The sequence below is a fragment of the Streptomyces hiroshimensis genome (assembly GCF_014650335.1).
Lineage (GTDB): Bacteria > Actinomycetota > Actinomycetes > Streptomycetales > Streptomycetaceae > Streptomyces > Streptomyces hiroshimensis.
Map to the genome: position 1 here is coordinate 548,073 of NZ_BMUT01000001.1, position 21,948 is coordinate 570,020.

A 21,948-nucleotide genomic window follows, 5' to 3' on the forward strand; every position below is an offset into this window, starting at 1 on the left:
GGGGACGCCATGGGAGCGACCGAAGCAGCCGAAGCAGGCGAATCAGGAGCGATCGTCGATCTGGCGGCCCTGGGGGAGGAGTTCGCCCGGCATCCGCACCGGGTCTACGCCGGCCTGCGCGCGCAGGGCCCCGTGCACCGCGTGCGCATGCCCGAGGGTGCCGAAGCCTGGCTCGTCGTCGGCTACGACGAGGTGCGCGCCACGCTCAACGACCCCCGGCTGACGAAGGACTGGAACAGGGCCGCGGCCGACATCAGCCTGGTCCGGGCCTCCGCCGGGCCGAACATGCTCGTCCAGGACGCGCCGGACCACACCCGGCTGCGCAAGCTCGTCGCCAAGGAGTTCACGCCGCGCCGCGTCGAGGAGATGGCGCCCCGGGTGCAGCAGATGACGGACGAGCTGCTCGACGCCATGCTGGCGGCGCCCGGCCGCCGCGCCGATCTGGTGGAGGCCCTGTCCTTCCCGCTGCCCATGGGCGTCATCTGCGACCTCCTCGGCGTGCCCGACCTCGACCGCGAGGCCTTCCGCCACTGGTCGAACATCGGCGTCGGCGCGGGCCCGATCGAGGAGAAGGTGACCGCCTCCCGCGAGGTCACCGCCTACCTGAGCGCGCTCATCGCCGCCAAGCGCCAGGAGCCCGGCGATGACCTGATGAGCGCCCTGATCAGCGCCGCGGACGAGGGCGGCGACCGGCTCTCGCACGAGGAGCTCCTCGGCACTGCTTGGCTGCTGCTCGTGGCCGGCCACGAAACCACGGTCAACCTGGTGTCCAACGGGGTGCTCGCCCTCCTGCAGCACCCCGACCAGCTGGCCGACCTGCGCGCCGACCCCGGCCTGCTGGACAACGCCGTCGAGGAGATGCTGCGTTACGACGGGCCGCTGGAGACCCCCACGTACCGCTTCACCACCGAGCCCATGGAGATCGGCGGCACGCTCATACCCGGCGGGGGCGAGCTCGTGCTCCCCGTGCTGGCCGACGCCCACCGCGATCCGGCCCGCTTCCCCGACGCCGAGCGGTTCGACATCCGCCGTGACGCCCGCGGTCACGTGGCCTTCGGTCACGGCATCCACTACTGCCTCGGCGCCCCGCTGGCCCGCCTGGAGGCCCGGATCGCGATCCGCTCCCTGCTGGAGCGCTGCCCGGACCTCGCCCTCGACGCCCACCCGGCGGCCCTCACCTGGCGCGAGGGCCTCCTCATCAGGGGCCCGCACCGGCTGCCCGTCCGCTTCTGACCCTGCCTGTTCTGATCCTGCCTGTTCTGATCCTGTCGGTTCTGGCCCTGCCCGTTCTGATCCTGCCTGTTCTGGCCTCGCCCGGTCGTCTGCCTCCCGGCCTCAGTCGGGCGGCGGGTGCCCCAGTTCGCCGCGGGCACGCTCCAGTTCGGTGCGGGCCCGCTCCCGGGCGTAGGGGCTCGCCCCCGGCTGGTGCCTCAGGAAGGACTCGACGAATCCGGCGCGCCGCGCGGGCGGGTAGCGCCGCTCGGTGAGGAACGGCAGGTCGTTGCCGACCATGCTGCGGGCGACGAGCAGCGGGGTGTCGCTGTGCAGCGGGCGGAATCCGGGGTTGTGCAGCCCCGGCCCCGGGTGCCCGGGGAAGAACTCGCCGAGCATCATCCCCTCCGCCACGAACTCCGGTTTGAGCCGGTCGTGGACGCGGACCACGGTCGCGGCCGCCACCCCGGGCAGGACCAGGACGACGGTCTTGTCGATGGTGTGCGGGCCACTGCGCGGCTCCATGGCCAGCCAGTGCGCCTTGAGCGCGGCGACGGCGGCCGCGAGAGCGGTCTCGTCGCGCACGGGCGGCTCGGCGAGCGCGTAGCGGATCAGCCCGAGCCGCTGCGAGAGCGGTACGAACGGGCAGACCGCCCCGCGGCGGCCGAGGTCGGGGTGCGGCCGGGCGACGTGCCGGGTGATCCAGTCGCCGACGGGCCGCAGCAGGTCGTGCGCGGCGGCCTCCCGCTGGTCGTAGAGCCGGATGCGCGCGAGGCCGGGATCCGTCCCGCCGCTGTCCGGGAGCGTGCGGTGTGCGTTGTCATGACTCATGCGTCGTTCCCCCGTCACGGTCTCTGTTCAGTGAGAAGAACCCACGAGGCCGGGATGGAGGTTGAGCGAGCCGGGGCAAGTCGAACTATTGCGTCCCTGTCGGGCAGCTGTCGGGATGAGAAGGACTACGCCGTCAGCGCGGAGCCGAACTCCACCAGCAGTAAGGCCGAGGCCGCCAGCAGCAGTACGCCGGAGCCGCCGAGCAGCATCCGGTAGCCACGGGTGCCGATCCGGTGCCGGGCCCGGGCGACCACGACGGCGAGCGCGGCCTTGCTGCCGACCAGCAGCCCGTAGAAGCCGAAGAGGAAGCCGCCGGCGCCGGGCGCGCCGTTGCGCCAGGCGGCCACGAGCAGGGGCGCCCCCGTCGTCAGCCAGAACATCCACGGGTGCGGGCTGAGGAGGTTGACGAGCGCGCCCTGCCAGAGGGTCCGCCGGCCCTGGAGCCGGGCCTCCGCGCCGTCGCCGGCCTCGGGCACCTCGGCCGTACGGGCCTCGCGCAGCGTCGAGACGGCCAGCCAGGCGAGGAAGAGGCCGCCGAGCACGCCGCCGGCCGCGATGGCCCGCTCGGGCAGCACGGCCAGCACGGTCACGGCCAGCACGATCACCGGCAGGTCGGTGAGCAGGGGGACGGCCGCCACCCGCAGCCCGACGCCGAGCCCGCCGCGCAGGGTGCCCGACAGCACCAGCGCGAGCAGCGGGCCCGGGCTGATCCCCGCGCTGAAGCCGAGCGCCACCCCCAGAGCCAGCTCTTCCACGGCGTTGCCCATCTCCCTCACCGGCCCGCATAACTCACATAGCAGGGCATAGGTGAAATCAGTTGATATTCAGTGACATCTGTCCTGACATCTGTATTGCACAAGACGCCTGCAGGGGGCACGAGGTTGACGCCGCGGTCACTCGTATCGGTAACGCCGGATACGCGCCGTTGCATGTCCGGACAATCTGACCTACGAACTTCCCGTCATCCGGTCCCGCGGCTAGGCTCCCTTCGTGGCGAACCAACCACCCCTCCAGTTCAGCCTGGACCGCAGCAGCCCCGTCCCTCTCTACTACCAGCTGTCCCAGCAGCTCGAAGCGGCGATCGAACAGGGCAGGCTCGCTCCCGGCAGCCTGCTCGGCAACGAGATCGACCTCGCCGCGCGGCTCGGCCTGTCCCGGCCCACCGTCCGGCAGGCCATCCAGTCGCTGGTGGACAAGGGCCTGCTCATCCGCCGCCGCGGCGTCGGTACCCAGGTGCTGCACAGCCAGGTCAAGCGCCCCCTGGAGCTCAGCAGCCTCTACGACGACCTCGAAGCGGCCGGCCAGCAGCCCGCCACCCGGGTGCTGCGCCACGAGACCGAGGCCGCCACGGCGGGCGTCGCCGCCGCCCTCGGCGTGCCCGAGGGCACCGAGGTCCTGCGGATCGAGCGGCTGCGCCTCGCCCACGGCGAGCCCATGGCCCACCTGTGCAACCACCTCCCCGTGGGCCTCATCGACGCCGACCCCGCCCGGCTGGAGGAGACGGGCCTCTACCGGCTCATCCGCGCCGCCGGCATCACGCTGCACAGCGCCCGGCAGACGGTCGGGGCCCGTGCCGCGACCGCCGAGGAGGGTGAACGGCTCGCCGAGCCGGAGGGTGCGCCGCTGTTGACGATGGAGCGGACGACGTACGACGACACGGGGCGCGCCGTCGAGTTCGGCTCGCACGTCTACCGGGCGTCGCGCTACTCCTTCGAGTTCCAGCTGCTGGTCCGGTCGTAGCGGTCCGGCCCCGGCCCCCCGGTCCCGGTCCCGATCCCGGCTCCGTCGGCCCGGACGGCACCCGGACGGCCCCGCCCCCTTACGTCATGCCGTCAGAATGTTCGGACAAAGTCTTGACGCCGTAGGGCGCCCGCCACTAGAACTCCACCCACATGCAGCAGCCCCCGGCGGTACCCGCTGAAGCCCCCGCGGTCAGCGGTGACGGATGGTGACGGATACTTGGGCGGCCGGTCCCCGCGGAATCGGGGCCCGGCCGCACCGTGACAGACAGTGAGAAGGGCAACTCCTCGTGGCAAGGGTTCGGACAGGCGTACGTGCAGTGAGCGCCGTGCTGGCAGCGGTGCTCGGCGCCACCCTGGCGGGGTGCAGCGCTACGGGCGGCAAGCGTGCGGAAGAGCGGGCCGCCAAGGCCGCCCAGGGCCGCGCCGCGGTCGACACGCCCCGCTGGACCTTCGCGATGGTCACCCACTCGGGCGATGGCGACAACTTCTGGGACATCGTCCAGAAGGGCGCCAAGCAGGCGGCGGTCAAGGACAACATCAACTTCCTCTACGCGCACGACGCCGAGGGCAACAAGCAGGCGCAGAGCGTCCAGGCCATGATCGACCAGAAGGTCGACGGCCTGATCGTCACGCTCGCCAAGCCCGACGCCATGAAGGACGTCGTGGCCAAGGCCAGGAAGGCCGGCATCCCGGTGATCACCGTGAACTCGGGCTCCGACAAGTCCAAGGAGTTCGGCGCGCTCACCCACATCGGCCAGGACGAGGTCATCGCCGGCGAGGCCGTTGGCGAGCAGCTCAACGAGCGCGGCCGGAAGAAGGCCGTCTGCGTCCTGCACGAGCAGGGCAACGTCGGCCACGAGCAGCGCTGCGAAGGCGTGAAGAAGTCCTTCAAGGGCGAGGTGCAGAACCTCTACGTCGAGGGCACGAACATGCCCGGCGTGCAGTCGTCCATCGAGGCGAAGCTGCAGTCCGACAAGGACATCGACACCGTCGTCACGCTCGGCGCCCCCTTCGCCCCCACCGCCGTCAAGGCCGCAGGGCAGGCAGGCAGCAAGGCCGAGGTCGACACCTTCGACCTCAACGCCCAGGTCGCCGCAGACCTGCAGTCCGGCAAGCTCGGCTTCGCCGTCGACCAGGACCCGTACCTGCAGGGCTACGAGGCCGTCGACCTGCTGTGGCTCTACCGCTACAACCGCGACATGCTCGGCGGCGGCCGCCCGGTCCTGACCGGCCCGCAGATCGTCACCAAGGACGACGCCAAGACCCTCGCCGAGTACGCCAAGCGGGGCACGCGATGAGCGCCCCCGCAACCGCCCCCGTCCAGGACGCCCCCGACGAACGGCTGACGCACCGCTCCCGCCTGCGCCGGCTGCTCGGCCGCCCCGAGCTCGGCGCCGTCGTCGGCGCGGTGGCCGTCTTCGTCTTCTTCTCGGTCGTCGCCGACAGCTTCCTGCAGGCGTCGAGCCTGTCGACGGTCCTCTACGCCTCCTCGACCATCGGCATCATGGCCGTGCCCGTGGCGCTGCTGATGATCGGCGGCGAGTTCGACCTGTCGGCCGGTGTGATGGTGACCAGCGCCGCGCTGGTCTCCTCGATGTTCAGCTACCAGATGACGGCCAACGTCTGGGTCGGCGCCGGCGTCTCGCTGCTCGCCATGCTCGCCGTCGGCTTCTTCAACGGCTTCGTGCTCACCCGCACCAAGCTGCCCAGCTTCATCATCACGCTGGCCACCTTCCTGATGCTGACCGGTCTGAACCTGGGCTTCACCAAGCTGATCGACGGCACCGTCTCCACCAAGACCATCGGGGACATGGAGGGCTTCGAGTCCGCCCGGAAGGTCTTCGCCTCGCACCTGACGATCGGCGGCGTCGACCTCCAGGTGACCATCCTGTGGTGGCTCGGCCTGGTGGCCCTGGCCACCTGGGTCCTGCTGCGCACCCGCGCCGGCAACTGGATCTTCGCGGTCGGCGGCAACTCCGACGCGGCCCGCGCGGTCGGCGTCCCCGTCAAGGGCACCAAGATCGCCCTGTACATGGCCGTCGCCTTCTGCGCCTGGATCTCCGGCCAGCACCTGCTCATGTCGTACGACGTGGTGCAGTCCGGCGAGGGCGTCGGCAACGAACTCCTCTACATCATCGCGGCCGTGATCGGCGGCTGCCTGATGACCGGCGGCTACGGCTCCGCCATCGGCGCCGCGGTCGGCGCGTTCATCTTCGGCATGGCCAGCAAGGGCATCGTCTACGCCCAGTGGAACCCGGACTGGTTCAAGTTCTTCCTGGGCGCGATGCTGCTCCTGGCGACGCTGCTGAACGCCTGGGTGCGCAAGAGGGCGGAGGCCCGCAAATGAGTGCTGCCCTGGTCAAGCTGACGGACGTCAGCAAGTTCTACGGGAACATCCGCGCCCTCGAAGGGGTCTCCCTGGAGGTCCACGCGGGCGAGATCACCTGTGTGCTCGGCGACAACGGCGCCGGCAAGTCCACCCTCATCAAGATCGTCGCGGGTCTGCACCGGCACGACGCGGGCACCTTCGAGATCGAGGGCGAGGAGACGAGCCTCGCCTCCCCCCGCGAGGCCCTCGACCGCGGCATCGCCACGGTCTACCAGGACCTCGCGGTCGTCCCGCTCATGCCGGTCTGGCGGAACTTCTTCCTCGGCTCCGAGCCGACGAAGGGCGCAGGCCCCTTCAAGCGGCTCGACGTGCAGCACATGCGCGAGACCACGCGCAATGAGCTGCTGCGCATGGGCATCGACCTGCGCGACGTCGACCAGCCCATCGGCACCCTCTCCGGCGGCGAGCGGCAGTGCGTGGCCATCGCGCGGGCGGTCTACTTCGGCGCGAAGGTGCTCGTCCTCGACGAGCCGACCGCGGCGCTCGGCGTCAAGCAGTCCGGCGTCGTCCTGAAGTACGTGGCCGCGGCTCGCGACGCCGGCCTGGGCGTGGTGTTGATCACCCACAACCCTCACCACGCGTATCTGGTCGGTGACCGCTTCGTGCTGCTCAAGCGCGGCGCGATGGCCGGCAGCCACGCCAAGTCGGAGATCGCCCTGGACGAGCTCACCCGCCAGATGGCGGGCGGCAGCGAGCTGGAGCAGCTCAGCCACGAGCTGCAGCGGGCCCCCGGGCCGGACGTGATCGGCGGCAAGCCGGTCGCCTCCGCCGAGGGGTGACGGAGCTCTCACCGGGCGGGCCCGCAGCCGGCGGGCCCGCCTCCCGCGATGCGGTACGCAACGCCTCCTTGAGGCACAATCGGCCACGACCGTATCCACGAGGCCGACGCCTCCCGAGACCACCGCAGGGACGACGACTCTTGCGAGCACGCAACCGGAGCGACCGTAGAACCGCACAGCTCCACGCCGTGGCGGTGGCCTCATGAGCATGTACCGCGAGCTCCACCGGGGCGCGGCGCGGGCCACCGTGCTCCGCACCGTCGGCACGCGCGAGCGCCGCTCGCACCTGACCGCCCCGCGCGTCCCCACGGTCGGCATCGACATCGGCGGCACCAAGGTGATGGCGGGCGTCGTCGACGCCGACGGCACCATCCTGGAGAAGGTCCGCACCGAGACGCCGGACAAGTCCAAGAGCCCCAAGGTCGTCGAGGACACCATCGTCGAGCTCGTCCTCGACCTCTCCGACCGGCACGACGTGCACGCCGTGGGCATCGGCGCGGCCGGCTGGGTCGACGCCGACCGCAACCGCGTTCTGTTCGCCCCGCACCTGTCCTGGCGCAACGAGCCGCTGCGCGACCGCCTCGCCGGCCGCCTCGCCGTCCCCGTCATGGTCGACAACGACGCCAACACCGCCGCCTGGGCGGAGTGGCGCTTCGGCGCCGGCCGCGGCGAGGACCACCTCGTCATGATCACCCTCGGTACGGGCATCGGCGGCGCGATCCTCGAGGACGGCCAGGTCAAGCGCGGCAAGTTCGGCGTCGCCGGCGAGTTCGGCCATATGCAGGTCGTGCCCGGCGGCCACCGCTGCCCGTGCGGCAACCGCGGCTGCTGGGAGCAGTACAGCTCCGGCAACGCCCTGGTGCGCGAGGCCCGCGAGCTGGCCGCCGCCGAGTCCCCCGTCGCGTACGGGATCATCGACCGCGTCGGCGGCAACATCAACGAGATCACCGGCCCCCTCATCACCGAGCTGGCCCGCTCCGGCGACGCCATGTGCGTCGAGCTGCTGCAGGACATCGGCCAGTGGCTCGGCGTCGGCATCGCCAACCTCGCCGCCGCCCTCGACCCCTCCTGCTTCGTCATCGGCGGCGGCGTCAGCGCCGCCGACGACCTGCTGATCGCGCCCGCCCGGGACGCCTTCCGCCGCCACCTCACCGGCCGCGGCTACCGCCCCGAGGCCCGCATCGTCAAGGCCCAGCTCGGCCCCGAGGCCGGCATGGTCGGCGCCGCGGACCTGGCCCGGCTCGTCGCCCGCCGGTTCCGCCGCGCCAACCGCCGCCGCGTCGAGCGCTACGAGCGGTACGCGAGGGCGGGCCGCGCTTGATGACCACCACCGAGCACTCCGCCGAGCGCACCGCGCTGCCGCCCGGCCCCCCGCGGGCCGACGGCGGCTTCGGCCGCCGCTGCCTCAAGGCCGTCATCGTCTTCCTGCTCATCGCCATCCCCGCCGGCTACCTCTACATCTCCGCGATGCAGAGCCGCGGCGGCAGCGAGTCCAAGAAGGAGCAGGCGGCCGCGTCCGGCCTGGAGGAGGGCTGGCCCACCCGGCTCCAGCGCCGCCTGTACGAGGTGACCGTCCCGCCCTACGCGGAGGACGTCGCCAGCTACGAGACCAACGCGTGGAAGGCGAGCTCGCTCTTCCTGCAGTTCACGACCACGCGCGAGAAGTTCGACAAGTGGCTCTCCGACGTCGGCACCAGCGCCTCCGAGCTGGAGGACGGCGAGGTCACCATCGACGAGGACGAGGCCGCCGAGGTCGGCTGGGACCTGGGCACCGGGCACCACTGGGCGGGCCTGACCCTCGAACAGGACAAGCCCAAGCCGTCCCTGGAGATCACCGCCAACCTCGACGACCCGAAGTACCCGCGGGTCTTTGTGGTGTCCACGACCACGCCCTGATCGCTCTTCCGGGCCGTCGGATAGCGTGGCGCGGGTGAGCGAGAAGCAGACCCCGCAGCCCCTCCAGTACCGGACCGACGGCCCCGAGGACGGGCCTGTCCTGGTCGTCGGCCCCGCACTCGGCACCACCTGGCACATGTGGGACCGCCAGATACCCGAGCTGACCCGGCACTGGCGGGTGCTCCGCTTCGACCTGCCCGGCCACGGCGGCGCCCCCGCCGCGCCCGCCCCCGCCGTCGACGAGCTCGGCGACCGGCTCATCGCCACCCTCGACTCCCTCGGCGTCGAACGCTTCGGCTACGCCGGCTGCTCCCTCAGCGCCGCCGTCGGCCTCGACCTGGCGCTGCGCCACCCGCGTCGGCTCGCCTCCCTCGCCCTCGTCGCCGCCTCCGCCCGCTACGGCACGGCCGACTCCTGGCGCCAGCGCGGCGCCTCGGTCCGCCGGGACGGGCTCGACCCCGTCGCCCGCTCCGCGCCCGAGCGCTGGTTCACCGCGAACTTCTCCGGTGCCCAGCCCGCCATCGTGGACTGGGCCGTGCAGATGGTCGGCACCACCGACACGTACTCCTACATCGCCGCGTGCGACGCGCTGGCCGCCTTCGACGTACGGGCCGAGCTGACCCGGATCAGCGTGCCGGCGCTCGTCATCGTCGGCGCCGAGGACACCACGACGCCGCCCGCGGACGCGCGGGTCCTCGTCGCGGGCATCCACGACGCGAAGCTGGCCGTGGTGCCGGGAGCGTCGCACCTGGCCCCGGTCGAACAGCCGGCGGCGGTGACGGACCTGCTGGTCCGGCACTTCACGACGGCGTGGCAGCTGTCGACGCAGCAGGGGCTGCCGACGGTGTCGGCGGGCTCTGCGGCTTCCGCGGCTTCCGCTCCGGCGCCGGGGGCGGCCGGGGGCGCGCCCGGCACGGGCTTCGGAACGCCGGGCTCCGGCGGGTCCGGCGCCTTCGGCACGGGCTCGCCTTCCGGCGGTACGGGCGCGGGCGGGGGCGGGGCCGGGGGCACGGGCTCCGCGATGCCGGGAGCGGGCCAGGACGGTGCGCACACGGGCTTCGGGGCGCCCGGTGCGGGGGGCCCTGCCGGCGCGGGCTTCGGCACGCCGGGAGTGGGCTCCGCCGACGGCGGCCAGGGAACGGCGGATACGGCTTCGGCCGGTGGCGCGGGCGCCGGCTTCGGTGGACCGGGGATGCCGGGCACGGCTTCGTCCGGCGGCGGCGCGGGCTTCGGGGCGCCGGGGGAGGCCTTCGCGGGTCAGGGCGCACGGGGATCGGCCGACGGCGGCCCGGGAACGGCGGGTACGACTCCGGTCGGCAACGGCGGCTTCGGCGTGCCGGGGGCGGGTTCTGCCGCCTCCGGTCCGGGCGCGCCCGGCATGCCCGGTCCTGAGGGACCTGGCGTCCCCGGCTCCGGAGGGGTCGGCCCGGGGGTTTCCGGTACGGGATTCGGGCCCGCGGGTTCGGGTGCGTCCGGTTCCGGTACGGGCTCCCCGGGTTCTTCCGGTACGGGGTTCGGGGCGGTGGGACAGGATCCCGCGGGTTCCGGTGCTCCCGGTGCCCCGGGTACTTCCGGTGCCCGATTCGGGGCTGCGGGCCACGGGCCCGGCGCGCAGGATCCCGCGGGGCCCGCTGTCCCCGGCGTGGGCGCTCCCCGCTCCGCCGTGCCCGGAGGCATACCCGGCCCGGCGCCGGCCGGCGGCGGCACCGGCGCCGGTTTCGGGGCTCCGGGCCTCGCCGCCTCCGGGCCGGGACTGCCCGGCATGACCGGCGCTCAAGGCGCAGGTGTGCCCGGTTTCGGGGCTCCCGGGTCGGGTGCCGCCGTCCCGGGCGGCGGGGCCCCGGACGGCCCCGGCAACGGCTCCGCCGCCGTGGGCTCCGCCGCTCCCCGCGGATTCGGCCCGCCCCCGGCGGACATGCACGCCCCCGCCGGCGACCACGAGCGCGGCGAGCGCATCCGGCGCGAAGTCCTCGGCGACGAGCCCGTGGACCGGGACGCCTTCACCGCCGACTTCCACGACCTCGTCACCCGTTCCGCCTGGGGCGGGGCCTGGTCCCGGCCCGGTCTCGACCGCCGCACCAGGGCCCTGATCACCCTGACCGCCCTCACGGCCCGCGGCCACGTCGACGAGATCGCCCCGTACACCCGCGGAGCGCTCCGCAGCGGTGTCACCCCCGACGAGATCAAGGAGACGCTGCTGCACACGGCCGTCTACTGCGGCCTGCCCGCCGCAGGCGCCGCGTTCGCCGCTGCGCAGCGTGTCATCGCCGAGGAGACGGGCTCCGGGGCGTAACAGCAGGGGCGTAACAGCAGGGGCGTAGCGGCAGGGGCGTAGCAGTATGGGCTCATGGAGCTGAAGCTGACGAAGAAGAGCCACGCGTGCGTCCGCCTGGAGAAGGACGGCCGCACGCTCGCCATCGACCCCGGGGCCTTCAGCGAGGCGGACGCGGCCGTCGGCGCCGACGCGATCCTCGTGACCCACGAGCACCCCGACCACTTCAACGAGGACCGGCTGCGGGCCGCGCTGGAGGCGAACCCCGCGGCCGAGCTGTGGACGCTGCGCAGCGTCGCCGAGCAGATCTCCCCGGCCTACCCGGGCCGGGTGCACACGGTGGGGGAGGGGGACACCTTCACGGCGGCGGGTTTCGACGTGCAGGTGCACGGGCAGCTGCACGCCGTGATCCACCCGGACATCCCGCGGATCACCAACGTGGGCTATCTCGTGGACGGTTCGGTCTTCCACCCGGGCGACGCGCTGACGCTGCCGGACGTGCCGGTGGACACGCTGATGCTGCCGGTCATGGCGCCCTGGAACAAGATCTCGGAGGTCATCGACTACGTGCGGGAGCTGGCGCCGCGCCTCGCGATCGACGTTCACGACGCGCTGCTCACCGATCTCGCGCGGCCGGTGTACGACCGGATGCTGACGCCCGCCCGGGTCGGCGCCGAGCACGCCCGGCTGGCGCCCGGGGAGAGCGTGACCCTCTGACGCACGAGGAATGTCAGACCCGGCCGTTAGGGTTGCTCCATGCGCATCGCCACCTGGAACGTGAACTCGATCACCGCCCGTCTCCCGAGGCTGCTGGCCTGGCTGGAGAGCAGCGGCACGGACGTGCTGTGCATACAGGAGACGAAGTGCGCGGAGGAGGCCTTCCCGTTCGACGAGCTCCGTGAGCTGGGCTACGAGGCCGCGGTGAACGCCACCGGCCGGTGGAACGGCGTGGCCATAGTCTCCCGGGTGGGCTTGGAGGACGTGGTGAGCGGTCTGCCGGGCGGCCCTGACTACGACGGCGGGCAGGAGCCCCGCGCGATCTCCGCGACGTGCGGCGGCGTCCGGGTCTGGTCGGTCTACGTGCCCAACGGCCGGGAGGTCGGCCACGACCACTACGCGTACAAGCTCCGCTGGCTGGAGGCCCTGCGCGATGCCGTCGCCACCGATGCGGAGGGCGAGCGCCCGTTCGCCGTCCTCGGTGACTACAACATCGCCCCGACCGACGAGGACGTCTACGACCCGGCCGTCTTCGAGGGCGCCACGCACGTCACCCCGGCCGAGCGGGCGGCGCTCGGCGCCCTGCGCGACCTGGGCCTGTCCGATGTCGTGCCGCGCCCGCTGAAGTACGACCGCCCGTACACGTACTGGGACTACCGCCAGCTGTGCTTCCCCAAGAACCGGGGCATGCGCATCGACCTCGTCTACGGCAACACCCCCTTCGTGAAGGCGAGGCAGGACGCATTCGTCGACCGTGAGGAGCGCAAGGGCAAGGGCGCCTCGGACCACGCCCCGGTCGTCGTCGACCTGGACGTCTGAGCCGGGGCGCCCCGCCCGCCGCGCTCTCCCGCCCGTGCCGCCGTGTTCTCCCGGCGGCCGGCGCGGTCAGAGCAGCTTGCGCAGGTCGATCGTGTCGCTGAACGCCTTCATGCCGGCGTCATTGGGGTGCAGGTGGTCGCCGCCGTCGTAGGCCGGCAGCATCCGGTCCGGCTGCTGCGGGTCCCTGATGGCCGCGTCGAAGTCGAACACGGCGTCGTACGTACCGCCGTCCTCCAGGATGTGCCGGTTGATGGCGGTGCGCTGGGCCTCGGCGTCCGGCGTGCAGTCGTAGAAGCCGCCGCAGGGCGCGATGGTCGCGGCGATCACCCGCATGCCGCGCTCGTGGGCCCGCGCCGCGATCGCCTTGAGCCCCGCGATGACCTGCCCGGCCTTCGTGCCGGACCGGATGTCGTTGACGCCCTCGAAGACGATGACCGTACGGGCCGAGGTCTGCGCCAGCACGTCACGCTCCAGCCGGTGCTGGGCGCTGACGCCGCTCATGATGGTGCTCGTCCCGTCGCCCGGATAGCGGTCGGTCACCACGCGGTTGCCGGAGATGCCGTGGTTGAGGATCCCGAAGCGGGGCAGGGCGTGCTGGGCCTGCAGCCGCCGCGCCAGCAGGTCGGGCCAGCGGCCGTTGGCGCCCGGCGTCGACCGCTCGCCGTCGGTGATCGAGTCGCCCAGCGTCACCACGGACCCGGGCCCGTCCGCGACGTCCACGCCCGTCAGCAGCGGCCAGGTCTCCAGCGTGCCGGTGTACGCCCCCGCGCCGCGCTCGCCCGTCCGGTCGCCGCTTCCGTCACCGGTCAGGTAGGAGACCTGGCTGGTGTAGCTGTGCACGGGCACGGCGGTCACCTTGCCCGGCAGGTGGATGCTCACCAGCAGGTTGGTGCCCTCGGGTACCCGGAAGCCCAGCGGATCGCTGAACGCCTGCGCACCGGCGGGGATCACCGTGCCCGCCTGGCCGCCGAAGGCCAGGGCCCGCGGCGCGCCGGCCGTGGCCGCGCCCTTGCCCTGCAGGGCGACGGTGGCACGGCCGATCCGCACCGGGCGCGGCGCGAAGGTGTTCTCCAGCCGGATCCGCGTCGCGGGCCCGCCGGCGCTGCTGTGCACGACCAGCCGCAGCGTGCGGTCCGTCCACGGCCCGACGGCCGCGTAGCCGGAGGTGGAGGCGGCCCAGGTGCCGGTCCAGCCGCGGCTGCCGCCGCGCAGCGCGAGGGAGAAGACGTGCAGGTCGCGCTCCGGCCCGGGGTCCTGCGGCAGGACGACGGATTCGATGTCGCGGCCGGGCGCGACCGGCACGGACACCGTGTACAGCCGGGTGGTCGCCGCCTTGCGCCCGCTGCCCGTGTTGAGGTGGGGCAGGCCGACGGCCTTCGTCGTCAGGAGGCCGCTGCGCCAGTCCGGTGCGGCCAGCCGGTAGGTGCTGCGCGAGCCGTCGCGGTAGCGCACCGTGCCCGTGCCGGTGGCGTCGCCGCCCGGCGCGCCCTTCGTCGTGCCGGCGACGAGGAACGTCAGGGCCTCCCCGCGGCCGCCGAGGCGGACGGCCTGCCCTGCGGCGCGGACGTTGTCGGGCTTCCCGGCGGCGGAGCGTGGCCAGTGCAGCCGGGCGCCGTCGAAGGCGAGTTCGCGGCCGGGCGTCCAGCCGGCGGCCGTGAGGTCCTGGGCGGAGAGGGAGTTGCCCGCTCCGTCGAAGTCGGCACCGCCGGGGCGGGCGTCGTCGCTGACCGCCCGGTTGTCGAAGAGCCGCTCCAGCGGGAGCGGCTCTCTGTCGGGTTGCGCACCGGGTTGTGATCCGGCGGCGAGCGCCGGAGTGTTTGCGGCAGCGACGGCGCAGGCGGCGCCCACGATCCCCACCGCGGCGGCCCGGGCCGCAGCCCGCACCGCCGTCCACCGTCTGTGCCGTCTCCCGCCCGGTGTCTGCGTTCGGAGCATGTGTCTCATGCCTCCCTTGGTTCCCCGCTCGGTCAGTGGCTGCATGAAGCTAAGGAGACGTATGGGCAACGTCAAGGAGGCCATCCGGTCACGTCGGGCGCCGCGCGCCTGTGGTGGGGCCATCCGTGCGAGTGCGATCCTGTCCGGTATGAACATTCCCTTCTTGGACAGTTGGCGAAAGCGACACGGACCGGGGCGCGGTGCGGCGCTGGCGAACGCGGTCGACCGCGACCCGGAAGGTCTTGCGGAGCTGCTGTCCGAGTGCGAACTGCTGCGCACACACGCGCAGTCCGCAGGGGTGGTGCTCGATGACTCCCCCGCTTCCCTGGAGGCGCTGGACCAGCTGCAGCCGCGCTGGCGGGACGACCCGGAGCTGCTGCCCTGGCTGGGCAACGACGCAGGCCTCTACCTGGGCACGGTCGTCATCCGTACGGTGCCGGGCGCGGGGTGGTGGATCTGGCCGGACGGCCAGCCGGTGGTGCGGCTCGCCAACGGCCGGGAGGTCGACGTGGTCGAGGCGGGCCGGGAGTGGGCGGCCGACGGCGTGCCGGAGCTGTCGCAGCTGTACGCGGAGCTCGCGGAGAACTGACCAGGAGCGGGGGCGTGCGGCCGGGGGAGCGGGCTCAGCTGGTGAAGGCGATGTCGTACTCGACCCGCCAGCGGTCGGCGCGCACGACGATGTCGGAGGTCTCCACGGCCCGGCCGTCGCCGTCGAAGTGGGTGCGCTCGATGACCGTGACGCAGCTCCCCGCGGCGCAGCCGAGCGCCTCGGCTTCCGGCGTGCTCGCAGGCCGGGAGCCCACGAGCTCCCGGGCCCGCACGACCCGGATGCCGATGGCCGCGAGCCGCCCGCGGACCCCGCGCCGGGCGTAGGGCCCGCGCTCGGGCAGGGCGACGTCCGTGCCCTCGGTGATGGCGAGCGGCTCCCAGCTGGTGGCGAGCTGCACGGGGTGCCGATTGGCCAGATATTCGTACTGGGTGCAGAGCACACGGGTGCCCGCGCCGATCTGCAGCCGCTCGGCGATCCGCTCCGGGGCGGCGGTTTCGGTGGACGATGCTTCCCACGTAAGGGTGGTGTTGCGGGCCGTGCCGCCGTCGGGCGGGGGCTGCCCGCCGGACGGCTCGCCCCGGCGCGGGACGGGCGGCCCGTACCCCCTGATCTGGGCGGCGAAGGGGGAATCAACGGCTCCGGTGGAGCGGAGCAGGCTGCCGAGCGGCGCCCGGTCGGTGACGAACACGCCGCGCCCGAACTGGCCTTCCGCATACCCGGCGGCCTTCAGTACGCGCACCGCCCGGTCCACGGTCTGGTCGCTGGCGGCATAGGCGCGCTTGAGCTCGGAGCGGGAGGGGATGCGCTCGCCCACGGCGAGCCCGCCCTCGTCGATACGCCGGCGCAGATCGTCCGCGATGCGCTGGTAGACGGGCCTGCTGTCGCCCACCCCCGGCTCCTTTCCCCCGAGTTCCCCCAGTCCGTCCCCCTCAGGCTAGGTACCCAGGCCCGGTCTGTGTACCTAGGGCAAATGGCGGGCAATGTGCAACGAATGCCCATATGAATGCGTGTCATGGCTGAAGTCCCCTATGGAGGGGAATAGTTTGCCCGGATGGTGAGCGTCGACCCGAAGAGCGCGGAGAGTGGGCGGGACTGGGCATGGCCGTCGATCCCCTGATCGAACTACGTGGTGTAAACAAGCACTACGGCAAGCTGCATGTCCTGAAGGACATCGACCTCACCGTCGGCCGGGGCGAGGTGGTCGTCGTCATCGGTCCCTCCGGCTCCGGAAAGTCCACCCTGTGCCGGGCGATCAACCGGCTGGAGCCCGTCGAGTCCGGCACCATCCTCCTCGACGGCCGGCCGCTGCCCGAGGAGGGGCGCGAGCTCGCCAAGCTGCGCGCCGAGGTCGGGATGGTCTTCCAGTCCTTCAACCTCTTCGCCCACAAGACCGTGCTCGCCAACGTCTCCCTGGCGCCGCTGAAGGTCCGCAAGCGGTCCAGGGAGGACGCCGACCGGCGCTCGCGCGAGCTGCTGGAGCGCGTCGGCCTGCTCGCCCACGCGGACAAGTACCCGGCGCAGCTCTCGGGTGGTCAGCAGCAGCGTGTGGCCATCGCCCGCGCCCTGGCCATGGATCCGAAGGTGATGCTGTTCGACGAGCCGACGTCGGCCCTGGACCCGGAGATGATCAACGAGGTGCTGGAGGTCATGCAGCAGCTCGCCCGGGACGGCATGACGATGGTCGTCGTCACCCACGAGATGGGCTTCGCCCGCTCCGCCGCCAACCGCGTGGTCTTCATGGCCGACGGCCGCATCGTCGAGGACCGCTCCCCCGAGCAGTTCTTCACCGCACCCGAGAGCGAGCGCGCCAAGGACTTCCTCTCCAAGATCCTCAAGCACTGAGCGGGGAGTGCTGCGCACATGAACAGGCATGGGAAGCGGAACGGGCAAGAGAACCGGAACAGGCAAGAGAACCGGAACAGGCAAGGAAACCGGCACCTTCCAGAAGCCCGCACGCGGGGCCGCCGAGCGGCCGGCCTGGTCCTCGCCGGGCTCGCCCTGCTCGCCGCCGCCTGCGGCAAGCCCGGCAGCCCGCCCGTCAAGGGGCCCAAACCCGAGGCGCTGCCCGTCTACACCGTCGACCAGGGCTTCCGGCTCCCCGACTCGCCCACCTGGCGGGCCGCGAAGGCCCGCGGCCACCTGGTCGTCGGCGCCAAGGAGGACCAGCCCTACATGGGCGAGAAGGACCCCGCCACCGGGGTCTACTCGGGCTACGACATCGAGATCGCCCGCATGATGTCCGCCTCCCTGGGCTTCGACCCCAAGACCATCCACTTCCGCACCATCGCCTCCGCCAACCGTGAAACCGGCCTCCAGAACGGCCAGATCGACTACTACGTCGGCACCTACACCATCAACGCCCTGCGCAAGAAGCAGGTCGGCTTCGCCGGGCCGTACTTCATCGCCGGGCAGTCGCTGCTGGTCCGCACCGACGAGAAGGACATCAACGGGCCCCAGGACCTGGCGGGCAAGCGCGTCTGCTCGGCCGCCGGCTCCACCCCGCTGCAGCGCATCGAGCGCGAGTACCCCAAGGCCATTGCGGTCGCCTACGACACCTACTCGGTCTGCGTGGACAACCTCCTCAGCCTCCAGGTCGACGCCGTCACCACCGACGACACCATCCTCATGGGCTTTGCGGCCAAGGCCCCCGACGAGCTGAAGATCGCGGGGAAGCCCTTCTCCAAGGAGCCCTACGGCATCGGCGTGCCCCGGGGCGACAACGCCCTGCGCTTCGCCCTGGACGACGCCATCGAGGCCCACGAGAAGAACGGCGACTGGAAGAAGGCGTACGACGCCACGCTCGGCCTCTCCGGGGTGCCCGCCCCGAAACCGCCCGCCGTCGACCGCTACCCGGCGAGCTGAGGAGTCCCGTGCTGCACTCTCCCGGGGGACGTCCCCCGCACCCCCGGCCGGAACGGCCCGCCCGTCACCTCACCGGGAGGCGCCCGCTGTGAACGTCCTCACCGACAACCTCTCCCTTTACGGCAAAGGGCTGCTCGGCACGGTCGAACTCACCGTCTACGCCTCGCTGCTCGCCCTCGTCCTCGGGTTCGTGATGGCCTCCTTCCGCGTCGCTCCCGTCGGCTCCCTGCGGGTCTTCGGCACGGCGTGGGTGACGGTGCTGCGCAACACCCCGCTGACGCTGCTGTTCTTCGCGGTGCTGCTCGGCCTGCCGCGGTTCGGGGTCGTCCTGCCCTTCGAGCTGTTCGCCGTCCTCGCCCTCGGCTGCTACACGTCGGCCTTCATCTGCGAGGCCCTGCGCTCGGGCATCAACACTGTCCCGACGGGGCAGGGGGAGGCGGCCCGCAGCCTGGGCATGACCTTCGGGCAGACCCTGAGCCTCGTCGTCCTGCCGCAGGCCTTCCGCTCCGTCATCCCGCCGATCGGCTCCACCCTGATCGCACTCGCCAAGAACTCCGCGATCGCCGGATCCTTCAGCGTGACCGAGCTCCTCGGCACGTACAAGCCGCTCAACGAGCTCGGCTACAGCATCGTCTGGACCTTCGTCTGGATCGCCGTCGGCTATCTGATCGTGACCCTGTCCATCAGCGCGATCTTCAACGTGCTGGAGAAGCGCTGGGGAGTGCCCCGATGACCGACACCGCGCTCTACGACATCCCCGGGCCGCGGGCGCGGCGGCGCCACCTCGTCTACGGCCTGGCCGCCACCGCCGTGATCCTGGGGATCATCGCCTGGGCGCTCTACCTGCTCTTCGACACCAACCAGTTCACGGCCGAGAAGTGGCGGCCGTTCGCGTACGAGGGCATCCAGGAGCTGCTGCTGCGGGGCCTCGGCAACACGCTGAAGGCCTTCGCCTACGCCGCCGTGCTCTCCCTCGCCCTCGGCGGGCTGCTGGCCTGCGGACGGCTCTCCGAGCACCGCCTCGTGCGCTGGATCGCCACGCTCTTCGTGGAGTTCTTCCGGGCCATGCCGGTGCTGGTCATGATCTTCTTCGTCTTCGTCGCCCTCAAGGTCCAGCCGCTGCCGGCCCTCGTCACCGGGCTCACCCTCTACAACGGCTCGGTGCTCGCGGAGGTCTTCCGCAGCGGGGTGAACTCCGTCGACCGCGGCCAGCGGGAGGCGGCGTACGCCCTCGGGATGCGCAAGACGCAGGTGATGACGCACGTCCTCGTGCCGCAGGCGGTCCGCGCCATGCTGCCGGCGATCATCAGCCAGCTGGTCGTGGCGCTCAAGGACACCTCGCTCGGCTTCCTCATCACCTACGAGGAGTTCCTGCACGCGGGCAAGCTCATCGCCAGCAACCTCGACTACGGGCTGCCGTTCATCCCCGTCGTCCTGATCATCTCCCCGATCTACATCGGCATGTGCATGCTCCTGTCGTGGTTCGCCACATGGGTCGCCAAGCGGCAGCGGCGCAGCCTGAAGACGGAGGCGGTGGAGGTCGCCCCGGCGGAGCCCGGCACCCTGCTGCCGGGTGCCGGGCAGATCCATCCGTGACGGCCGCGGCGGCTATTGGACGGTGATGGTGCCCGTCATGCCGAGTCCCGCGTGAGGGGTGCAGTGGTAGGGGAAGGTCCCCGGGGTGTTGAAGGAGACGGGCGGGGACGACTGGCCGGGGCCGACGGTGAAGTCCCAGCGCGGTGTGTCGGACGTGGTGGTGTGCGTGCTGCCGCTGTCGTTGACCCAGGTGACCGTGTCACCGACGTTGACCGTCAGCGTCTGCGGGACGAACCGGAAGTTCACCATCGACACCGTGCGTGCGACGAGGGACTTGCTGTCGGCGGCCGTGGGGCCGGCCATGAGCGCGCCCAGCGAGAGCGCCGCGAGCAGGGCGACGAAGAGGCGGAGGAGCGAACGGGCGGGTGAGTACGGCATGGGAGCCCTCCTCGGACGTGAGTGCGATGACTCTTCCCTCGGGTGGGCCGGAGAACCGCCCGTCACTCGAATGCGCTAACGAAAAGGGGCGCCTGTGTGCGGGTGGGGCGCCGGTGGGTGACGGCGCCGCCGTGTCATGCGTCCGCGCCCAGCCACAGGTCCGGGCCGAAGACCTCGTAGTGGATGTCCGCGGCGGCGACCCCCGCCTCCAGGAGCTGCGTCCGGGCCGAGCGGAGGAAGGGCAGCGGACCGCAGAGGTAGGCCGTGGTGCCTGCGGGGATGTCGAGGCGGGAGAGGTCGGCGTAGCCTGTGCGGTCGGCGGGCCAGTCGCCCTCGGGCTGCTCGTACCAGATGTGCGCGACCGCGTCCGGGAGCTTCTCCGTGAGCTGCAGCAGGTCGGCGCGGAAGGCGTGGGTGGCCTCGCTGCGGTCGGCGTGGACGGTGATCACGGGGCGGCGCGAGCCGGTCGCGGCGAGGTGGGAGAGCATTCCGGTCATCGGGGTGCAGCCGATGCCGGCCGAGGCCAGCAGGACGGGCGAGGTGCCGTCGTCGAGGGCCACGTCCCCGCAGGGCGCCCCGATCATCAAGGTCGCGCCGACGGGCACGCGGTCGTGGAGGTGCTGGGAGACCTCGCCGGCCGGGTCGCCGGTCACGCGCTTGACGGAGAACTGCAGCGCGTCGTCGGGGTGGCCGGAAAGGCTGTACTGACGGATCTGCCGGGCACCGTCCGCGAGCTCCGTGCGGACCGAGACGTACTGCCCCGGGCGGGCGGCGGGCAGCGGGCGGCCGTCGACCGGCTGCACCAGGAAGGTCGTGACCTCCGCGGTCTCCTCGATGCGGCCGGTGACGCGGTAGGGGCGGAAGACCTCCCCGGCGGCGGTGCCGGCCTGCTTGTACAGCCGCGCCTCCAGGGCGATGAGGGCGTTGGCCATCAGCCAGTAGACCTCGTCCCAGGCCGCCGCCACCTCCTCGGTGACCGCGTCGCCCAGGACCTCCGCGATGGCGGCGAAGAGGTGCAGGTGGACCACGCGGTACTGCTCGGCGCCGATGCCGAGCGAGACGTGCTTGTGGGCGATGCGCGAGAGCATCGCGTCGGGGCGGGCCTCCGGGTGCTCGACCAGGGCGGTCGCGAAGGCGGCTATCGAGCCGGCGAGGGCCTGCTGCTGGGCGCCGTTCGCCTGGTTGCCGCGGTTGAACAGGTCGCGCAGGAGCTCGGGGTGGGCCGCGAAGAGCTTGTCGTAGAAGAGCGGGGTGATCTCCCCGATGGCGCCGCCGACGGCGGGGAGGGTGGCGCGGACGATCTCGGTCGACTTGGGGGACAGCATCGGCGCTCCTTGAATCGGTATCTTGGATGCGTATTTTCGGTCGTGCGAAAGACCCGGTGGAGGGGCAGGGCGGTTCAGTCCTGCGGGTGCGTGCCCAGGCTCAGCAGGACCGGTCCGGTCGGCGGTCCGGTCAGCTCCTCGACGGTGATGGGGTCCAGGGCGGCGTAGAACGCCTCCTGGGCGTTCCGCAGCGCCCCGCGCAGCCGGCAGGCCGCGCGCAGGGGGCACGGTGGATCGTCCTCGCAGCCGACGACGTCGCCGGTGCCTTCGAGCTCGCGCACCAGCCGGCCGACGGAGCCCGTCCGCCCGGCGGTGGTGAGGGTGAGTCCGCCGCCGCGGCCCCGGCGGGCCTCGACGACACCCAGGTGCTGCATCCTGCTGACGACCTTGGCGGCGTGGGTGTACGGCACGCCGACGGCCTCGGCCACCTCGCGGGTGGTCGGGCTGTCGTCGCCGGTCACGGCCAGGCGCATGGCGATGCGCAGCGCTATGTCGGTGCTCTTGGTCAGTCGCACATCTGCACTCTACCTAATCCGATTCTTGTACTCCAATTTAACCTCGGGTCGTTAGTTGACAGACGGTCACCACCCGGCGAGTCTGACGTCCGCGATCATCGCAAGACATACATCGGACAATTTCATGGAG

21 protein-coding genes and 2 pseudogenes are annotated in these 21,948 nt (G+C 72.2%); 16 read left to right on the forward strand and 7 right to left on the reverse strand.

What is annotated here, in order from left to right; all coding sequences use genetic code 11:
* Nucleotides 1-9: 9 nt before the first annotated feature.
* Nucleotides 10-1,233: a cytochrome P450 family protein gene (locus IE241_RS02130; RefSeq protein WP_190019825.1), complete on the forward strand. Its 1,224-nt coding sequence runs from the start codon at nt 10-12 to the stop codon at nt 1,231-1,233.
* Between the two features lie 102 nt (nt 1,234-1,335).
* Here IE241_RS02130 and IE241_RS02135 read toward each other — a convergent pair whose 3' ends face one another.
* Together IE241_RS02135 and IE241_RS02140 are read right to left on the reverse strand one after the other, a co-directional pair.
* A complete protein-coding gene (locus IE241_RS02135; protein ID WP_190019826.1) occupies nt 1,336-2,043 on the reverse strand; it encodes a DUF6875 domain-containing protein in 708 nt (235 codons plus the stop codon).
* Nucleotides 2,044-2,168: 125 nt separating this feature from the next.
* Complete coding sequence (locus IE241_RS02140; protein ID WP_190019827.1) at nt 2,169-2,798, reverse strand: LysE family translocator; 630 nt, start codon at nt 2,796-2,798, stop codon at nt 2,169-2,171.
* 235 nt (nt 2,799-3,033) lie between these two features.
* Here IE241_RS02140 and IE241_RS02145 point away from each other — a divergent pair, with 235 nt between their 5' ends.
* The 10 genes and pseudogenes from IE241_RS02145 to IE241_RS02190 all read left to right on the forward strand — a co-directional run bounded on the left by IE241_RS02145 (nt 3,034) and on the right by IE241_RS02190 (nt 12,657).
* Nucleotides 3,034-3,783: a GntR family transcriptional regulator gene (locus tag IE241_RS02145; RefSeq protein WP_190019828.1), complete on the forward strand. Its 750-nt coding sequence runs from the start codon at nt 3,034-3,036 to the stop codon at nt 3,781-3,783.
* A gap of 289 nt (nt 3,784-4,072) precedes the next feature.
* Nucleotides 4,073-5,083: a sugar ABC transporter substrate-binding protein gene (locus IE241_RS02150; RefSeq protein ID WP_444545141.1), complete on the forward strand. Its 1,011-nt coding sequence runs from the start codon at nt 4,073-4,075 to the stop codon at nt 5,081-5,083.
* Entirely contained in the window at nt 5,080-6,132 is a 1,053-nt protein-coding gene (locus tag IE241_RS02155; RefSeq protein ID WP_190019830.1) for an ABC transporter permease, read from the forward strand. The genes IE241_RS02150 and IE241_RS02155 overlap by 4 nt, the downstream gene beginning before the upstream one ends.
* Complete coding sequence (locus tag IE241_RS02160) at nt 6,129-6,953, forward strand: ATP-binding cassette domain-containing protein (protein WP_190019831.1); 825 nt, start codon at nt 6,129-6,131, stop codon at nt 6,951-6,953. Before IE241_RS02155 ends, IE241_RS02160 begins: the two co-directional genes overlap by 4 nt.
* Before the next feature lie 202 nt (nt 6,954-7,155).
* A complete protein-coding gene (locus IE241_RS02165; RefSeq protein WP_190019832.1) occupies nt 7,156-8,274 on the forward strand; it encodes an ROK family glucokinase in 1,119 nt (372 codons plus the stop codon).
* Nucleotides 8,274-8,849 (forward strand): hypothetical protein, encoded by a 576-nt coding sequence (locus IE241_RS02170; protein ID WP_229898684.1) that lies wholly within the window; start codon nt 8,274-8,276, stop codon nt 8,847-8,849. The genes IE241_RS02165 and IE241_RS02170 overlap by 1 nt, the downstream gene beginning before the upstream one ends.
* Nucleotides 8,850-8,883: 34 nt before the next feature.
* Nucleotides 8,884-9,762 (forward strand): annotated as a pseudogene (locus IE241_RS34745) (alpha/beta fold hydrolase); the annotation flags it as partial.
* Nucleotides 9,763-10,869: 1,107 nt separating this feature from the next.
* Nucleotides 10,870-11,142 (forward strand): annotated as a pseudogene (locus IE241_RS34750) (carboxymuconolactone decarboxylase family protein); the annotation flags it as partial.
* A 60-nt stretch (nt 11,143-11,202) separates the two neighbouring features.
* Nucleotides 11,203-11,838 carry an MBL fold metallo-hydrolase gene (locus tag IE241_RS02185; protein WP_190020406.1) on the forward strand — a complete coding sequence of 212 codons (636 nt, stop codon included), beginning with the start codon at nt 11,203-11,205 and terminating at the stop codon, nt 11,836-11,838.
* 39 nt (nt 11,839-11,877) lie between these two features.
* Nucleotides 11,878-12,657 (forward strand): exodeoxyribonuclease III, encoded by a 780-nt coding sequence (locus IE241_RS02190; RefSeq protein WP_190019833.1) that lies wholly within the window; start codon nt 11,878-11,880, stop codon nt 12,655-12,657.
* Between the two features lie 66 nt (nt 12,658-12,723).
* Here IE241_RS02190 and IE241_RS02195 read toward each other — a convergent pair whose 3' ends face one another.
* Nucleotides 12,724-14,592 carry an SGNH/GDSL hydrolase family protein gene (locus IE241_RS02195; RefSeq protein WP_190019834.1) on the reverse strand — a complete coding sequence of 623 codons (1,869 nt, stop codon included), beginning with the start codon at nt 14,590-14,592 and terminating at the stop codon, nt 12,724-12,726.
* A gap of 148 nt (nt 14,593-14,740) precedes the next feature.
* Here IE241_RS02195 and IE241_RS02200 point away from each other — a divergent pair, with 148 nt between their 5' ends.
* Nucleotides 14,741-15,181 (forward strand): DUF6278 family protein, encoded by a 441-nt coding sequence (locus IE241_RS02200; protein WP_190019835.1) that lies wholly within the window; start codon nt 14,741-14,743, stop codon nt 15,179-15,181.
* A gap of 34 nt (nt 15,182-15,215) precedes the next feature.
* Here the strand turns inward: IE241_RS02200 and IE241_RS02205 are convergent, their stop codons facing one another.
* A complete protein-coding gene (locus IE241_RS02205; RefSeq protein ID WP_190019836.1) occupies nt 15,216-16,031 on the reverse strand; it encodes a GntR family transcriptional regulator in 816 nt (271 codons plus the stop codon).
* A 209-nt stretch (nt 16,032-16,240) separates the two neighbouring features.
* Between IE241_RS02205 and IE241_RS02210 the strand changes: the two genes are divergently transcribed.
* The 4 genes from IE241_RS02210 (at nt 16,241) to IE241_RS02225 (ending at nt 19,600) form a co-directional block, all read left to right on the forward strand.
* Complete coding sequence (locus IE241_RS02210) at nt 16,241-16,984, forward strand: amino acid ABC transporter ATP-binding protein (protein WP_190019837.1); 744 nt, start codon at nt 16,241-16,243, stop codon at nt 16,982-16,984.
* Nucleotides 16,985-17,002: 18 nt separating this feature from the next.
* Entirely contained in the window at nt 17,003-18,004 is a 1,002-nt protein-coding gene (locus IE241_RS02215) for a glutamate ABC transporter substrate-binding protein (RefSeq protein ID WP_190019838.1), read from the forward strand.
* A gap of 88 nt (nt 18,005-18,092) precedes the next feature.
* Nucleotides 18,093-18,737, forward strand: coding sequence for an amino acid ABC transporter permease (locus tag IE241_RS02220; RefSeq protein WP_190019839.1), 645 nt, complete (start codon nt 18,093-18,095; stop codon nt 18,735-18,737).
* Nucleotides 18,734-19,600, forward strand: a complete 867-nt coding sequence (locus IE241_RS02225) for an amino acid ABC transporter permease (protein WP_190019840.1) — start codon at nt 18,734-18,736, stop codon at nt 19,598-19,600. Before IE241_RS02220 ends, IE241_RS02225 begins: the two co-directional genes overlap by 4 nt.
* Nucleotides 19,601-19,612: 12 nt before the next feature.
* Here the strand turns inward: IE241_RS02225 and IE241_RS02230 are convergent, their stop codons facing one another.
* The 3 genes from IE241_RS02230 to IE241_RS02240 form a co-directional block, all read right to left on the reverse strand.
* On the reverse strand, nt 19,613-19,978 hold the full coding sequence (locus tag IE241_RS02230) for a cupredoxin domain-containing protein (protein WP_229898686.1): 366 nt from the start codon (nt 19,976-19,978) through the stop codon (nt 19,613-19,615).
* A gap of 134 nt (nt 19,979-20,112) precedes the next feature.
* A complete protein-coding gene (locus IE241_RS02235; protein ID WP_190019841.1) occupies nt 20,113-21,303 on the reverse strand; it encodes a globin domain-containing protein in 1,191 nt (396 codons plus the stop codon).
* 74 nt (nt 21,304-21,377) lie between these two features.
* A complete protein-coding gene (locus IE241_RS02240) occupies nt 21,378-21,818 on the reverse strand; it encodes an RrF2 family transcriptional regulator (protein ID WP_190019842.1) in 441 nt (146 codons plus the stop codon).
* Nucleotides 21,819-21,948 lie beyond the last annotated feature (130 nt).

Coding starts and splice junctions, on each gene's coding strand:
- IE241_RS02210 (WP_190019837.1), top strand. CDS start 16,241: ATGGCCGTCGATCCCCTGATCGAACTACGTGGTGTAAACAAGCACTAC.
- IE241_RS02130 (WP_190019825.1), top strand. CDS start 10: ATGGGAGCGACCGAAGCAGCCGAAGCAGGCGAATCAGGAGCGATCGTC.
- IE241_RS02155 (WP_190019830.1), top strand. CDS start 5,080: ATGAGCGCCCCCGCAACCGCCCCCGTCCAGGACGCCCCCGACGAACGG.
- IE241_RS02160 (WP_190019831.1), top strand. CDS start 6,129: ATGAGTGCTGCCCTGGTCAAGCTGACGGACGTCAGCAAGTTCTACGGG.
- IE241_RS02135 (WP_190019826.1), bottom strand. CDS start 2,043: ATGAGTCATGACAACGCACACCGCACGCTCCCGGACAGCGGCGGGACG.
- IE241_RS02230 (WP_229898686.1), bottom strand. CDS start 19,978: ATGCCGTACTCACCCGCCCGTTCGCTCCTCCGCCTCTTCGTCGCCCTG.
- IE241_RS02165 (WP_190019832.1), top strand. CDS start 7,156: ATGAGCATGTACCGCGAGCTCCACCGGGGCGCGGCGCGGGCCACCGTG.
- IE241_RS02190 (WP_190019833.1), top strand. CDS start 11,878: ATGCGCATCGCCACCTGGAACGTGAACTCGATCACCGCCCGTCTCCCG.
- IE241_RS02200 (WP_190019835.1), top strand. CDS start 14,741: ATGAACATTCCCTTCTTGGACAGTTGGCGAAAGCGACACGGACCGGGG.
- IE241_RS02170 (WP_229898684.1), top strand. CDS start 8,274: ATGACCACCACCGAGCACTCCGCCGAGCGCACCGCGCTGCCGCCCGGC.
- IE241_RS02195 (WP_190019834.1), bottom strand. CDS start 14,592: ATGCTCCGAACGCAGACACCGGGCGGGAGACGGCACAGACGGTGGACG.
- IE241_RS02235 (WP_190019841.1), bottom strand. CDS start 21,303: ATGCTGTCCCCCAAGTCGACCGAGATCGTCCGCGCCACCCTCCCCGCC.
- IE241_RS02225 (WP_190019840.1), top strand. CDS start 18,734: ATGACCGACACCGCGCTCTACGACATCCCCGGGCCGCGGGCGCGGCGG.
- IE241_RS02215 (WP_190019838.1), top strand. CDS start 17,003: ATGAACAGGCATGGGAAGCGGAACGGGCAAGAGAACCGGAACAGGCAA.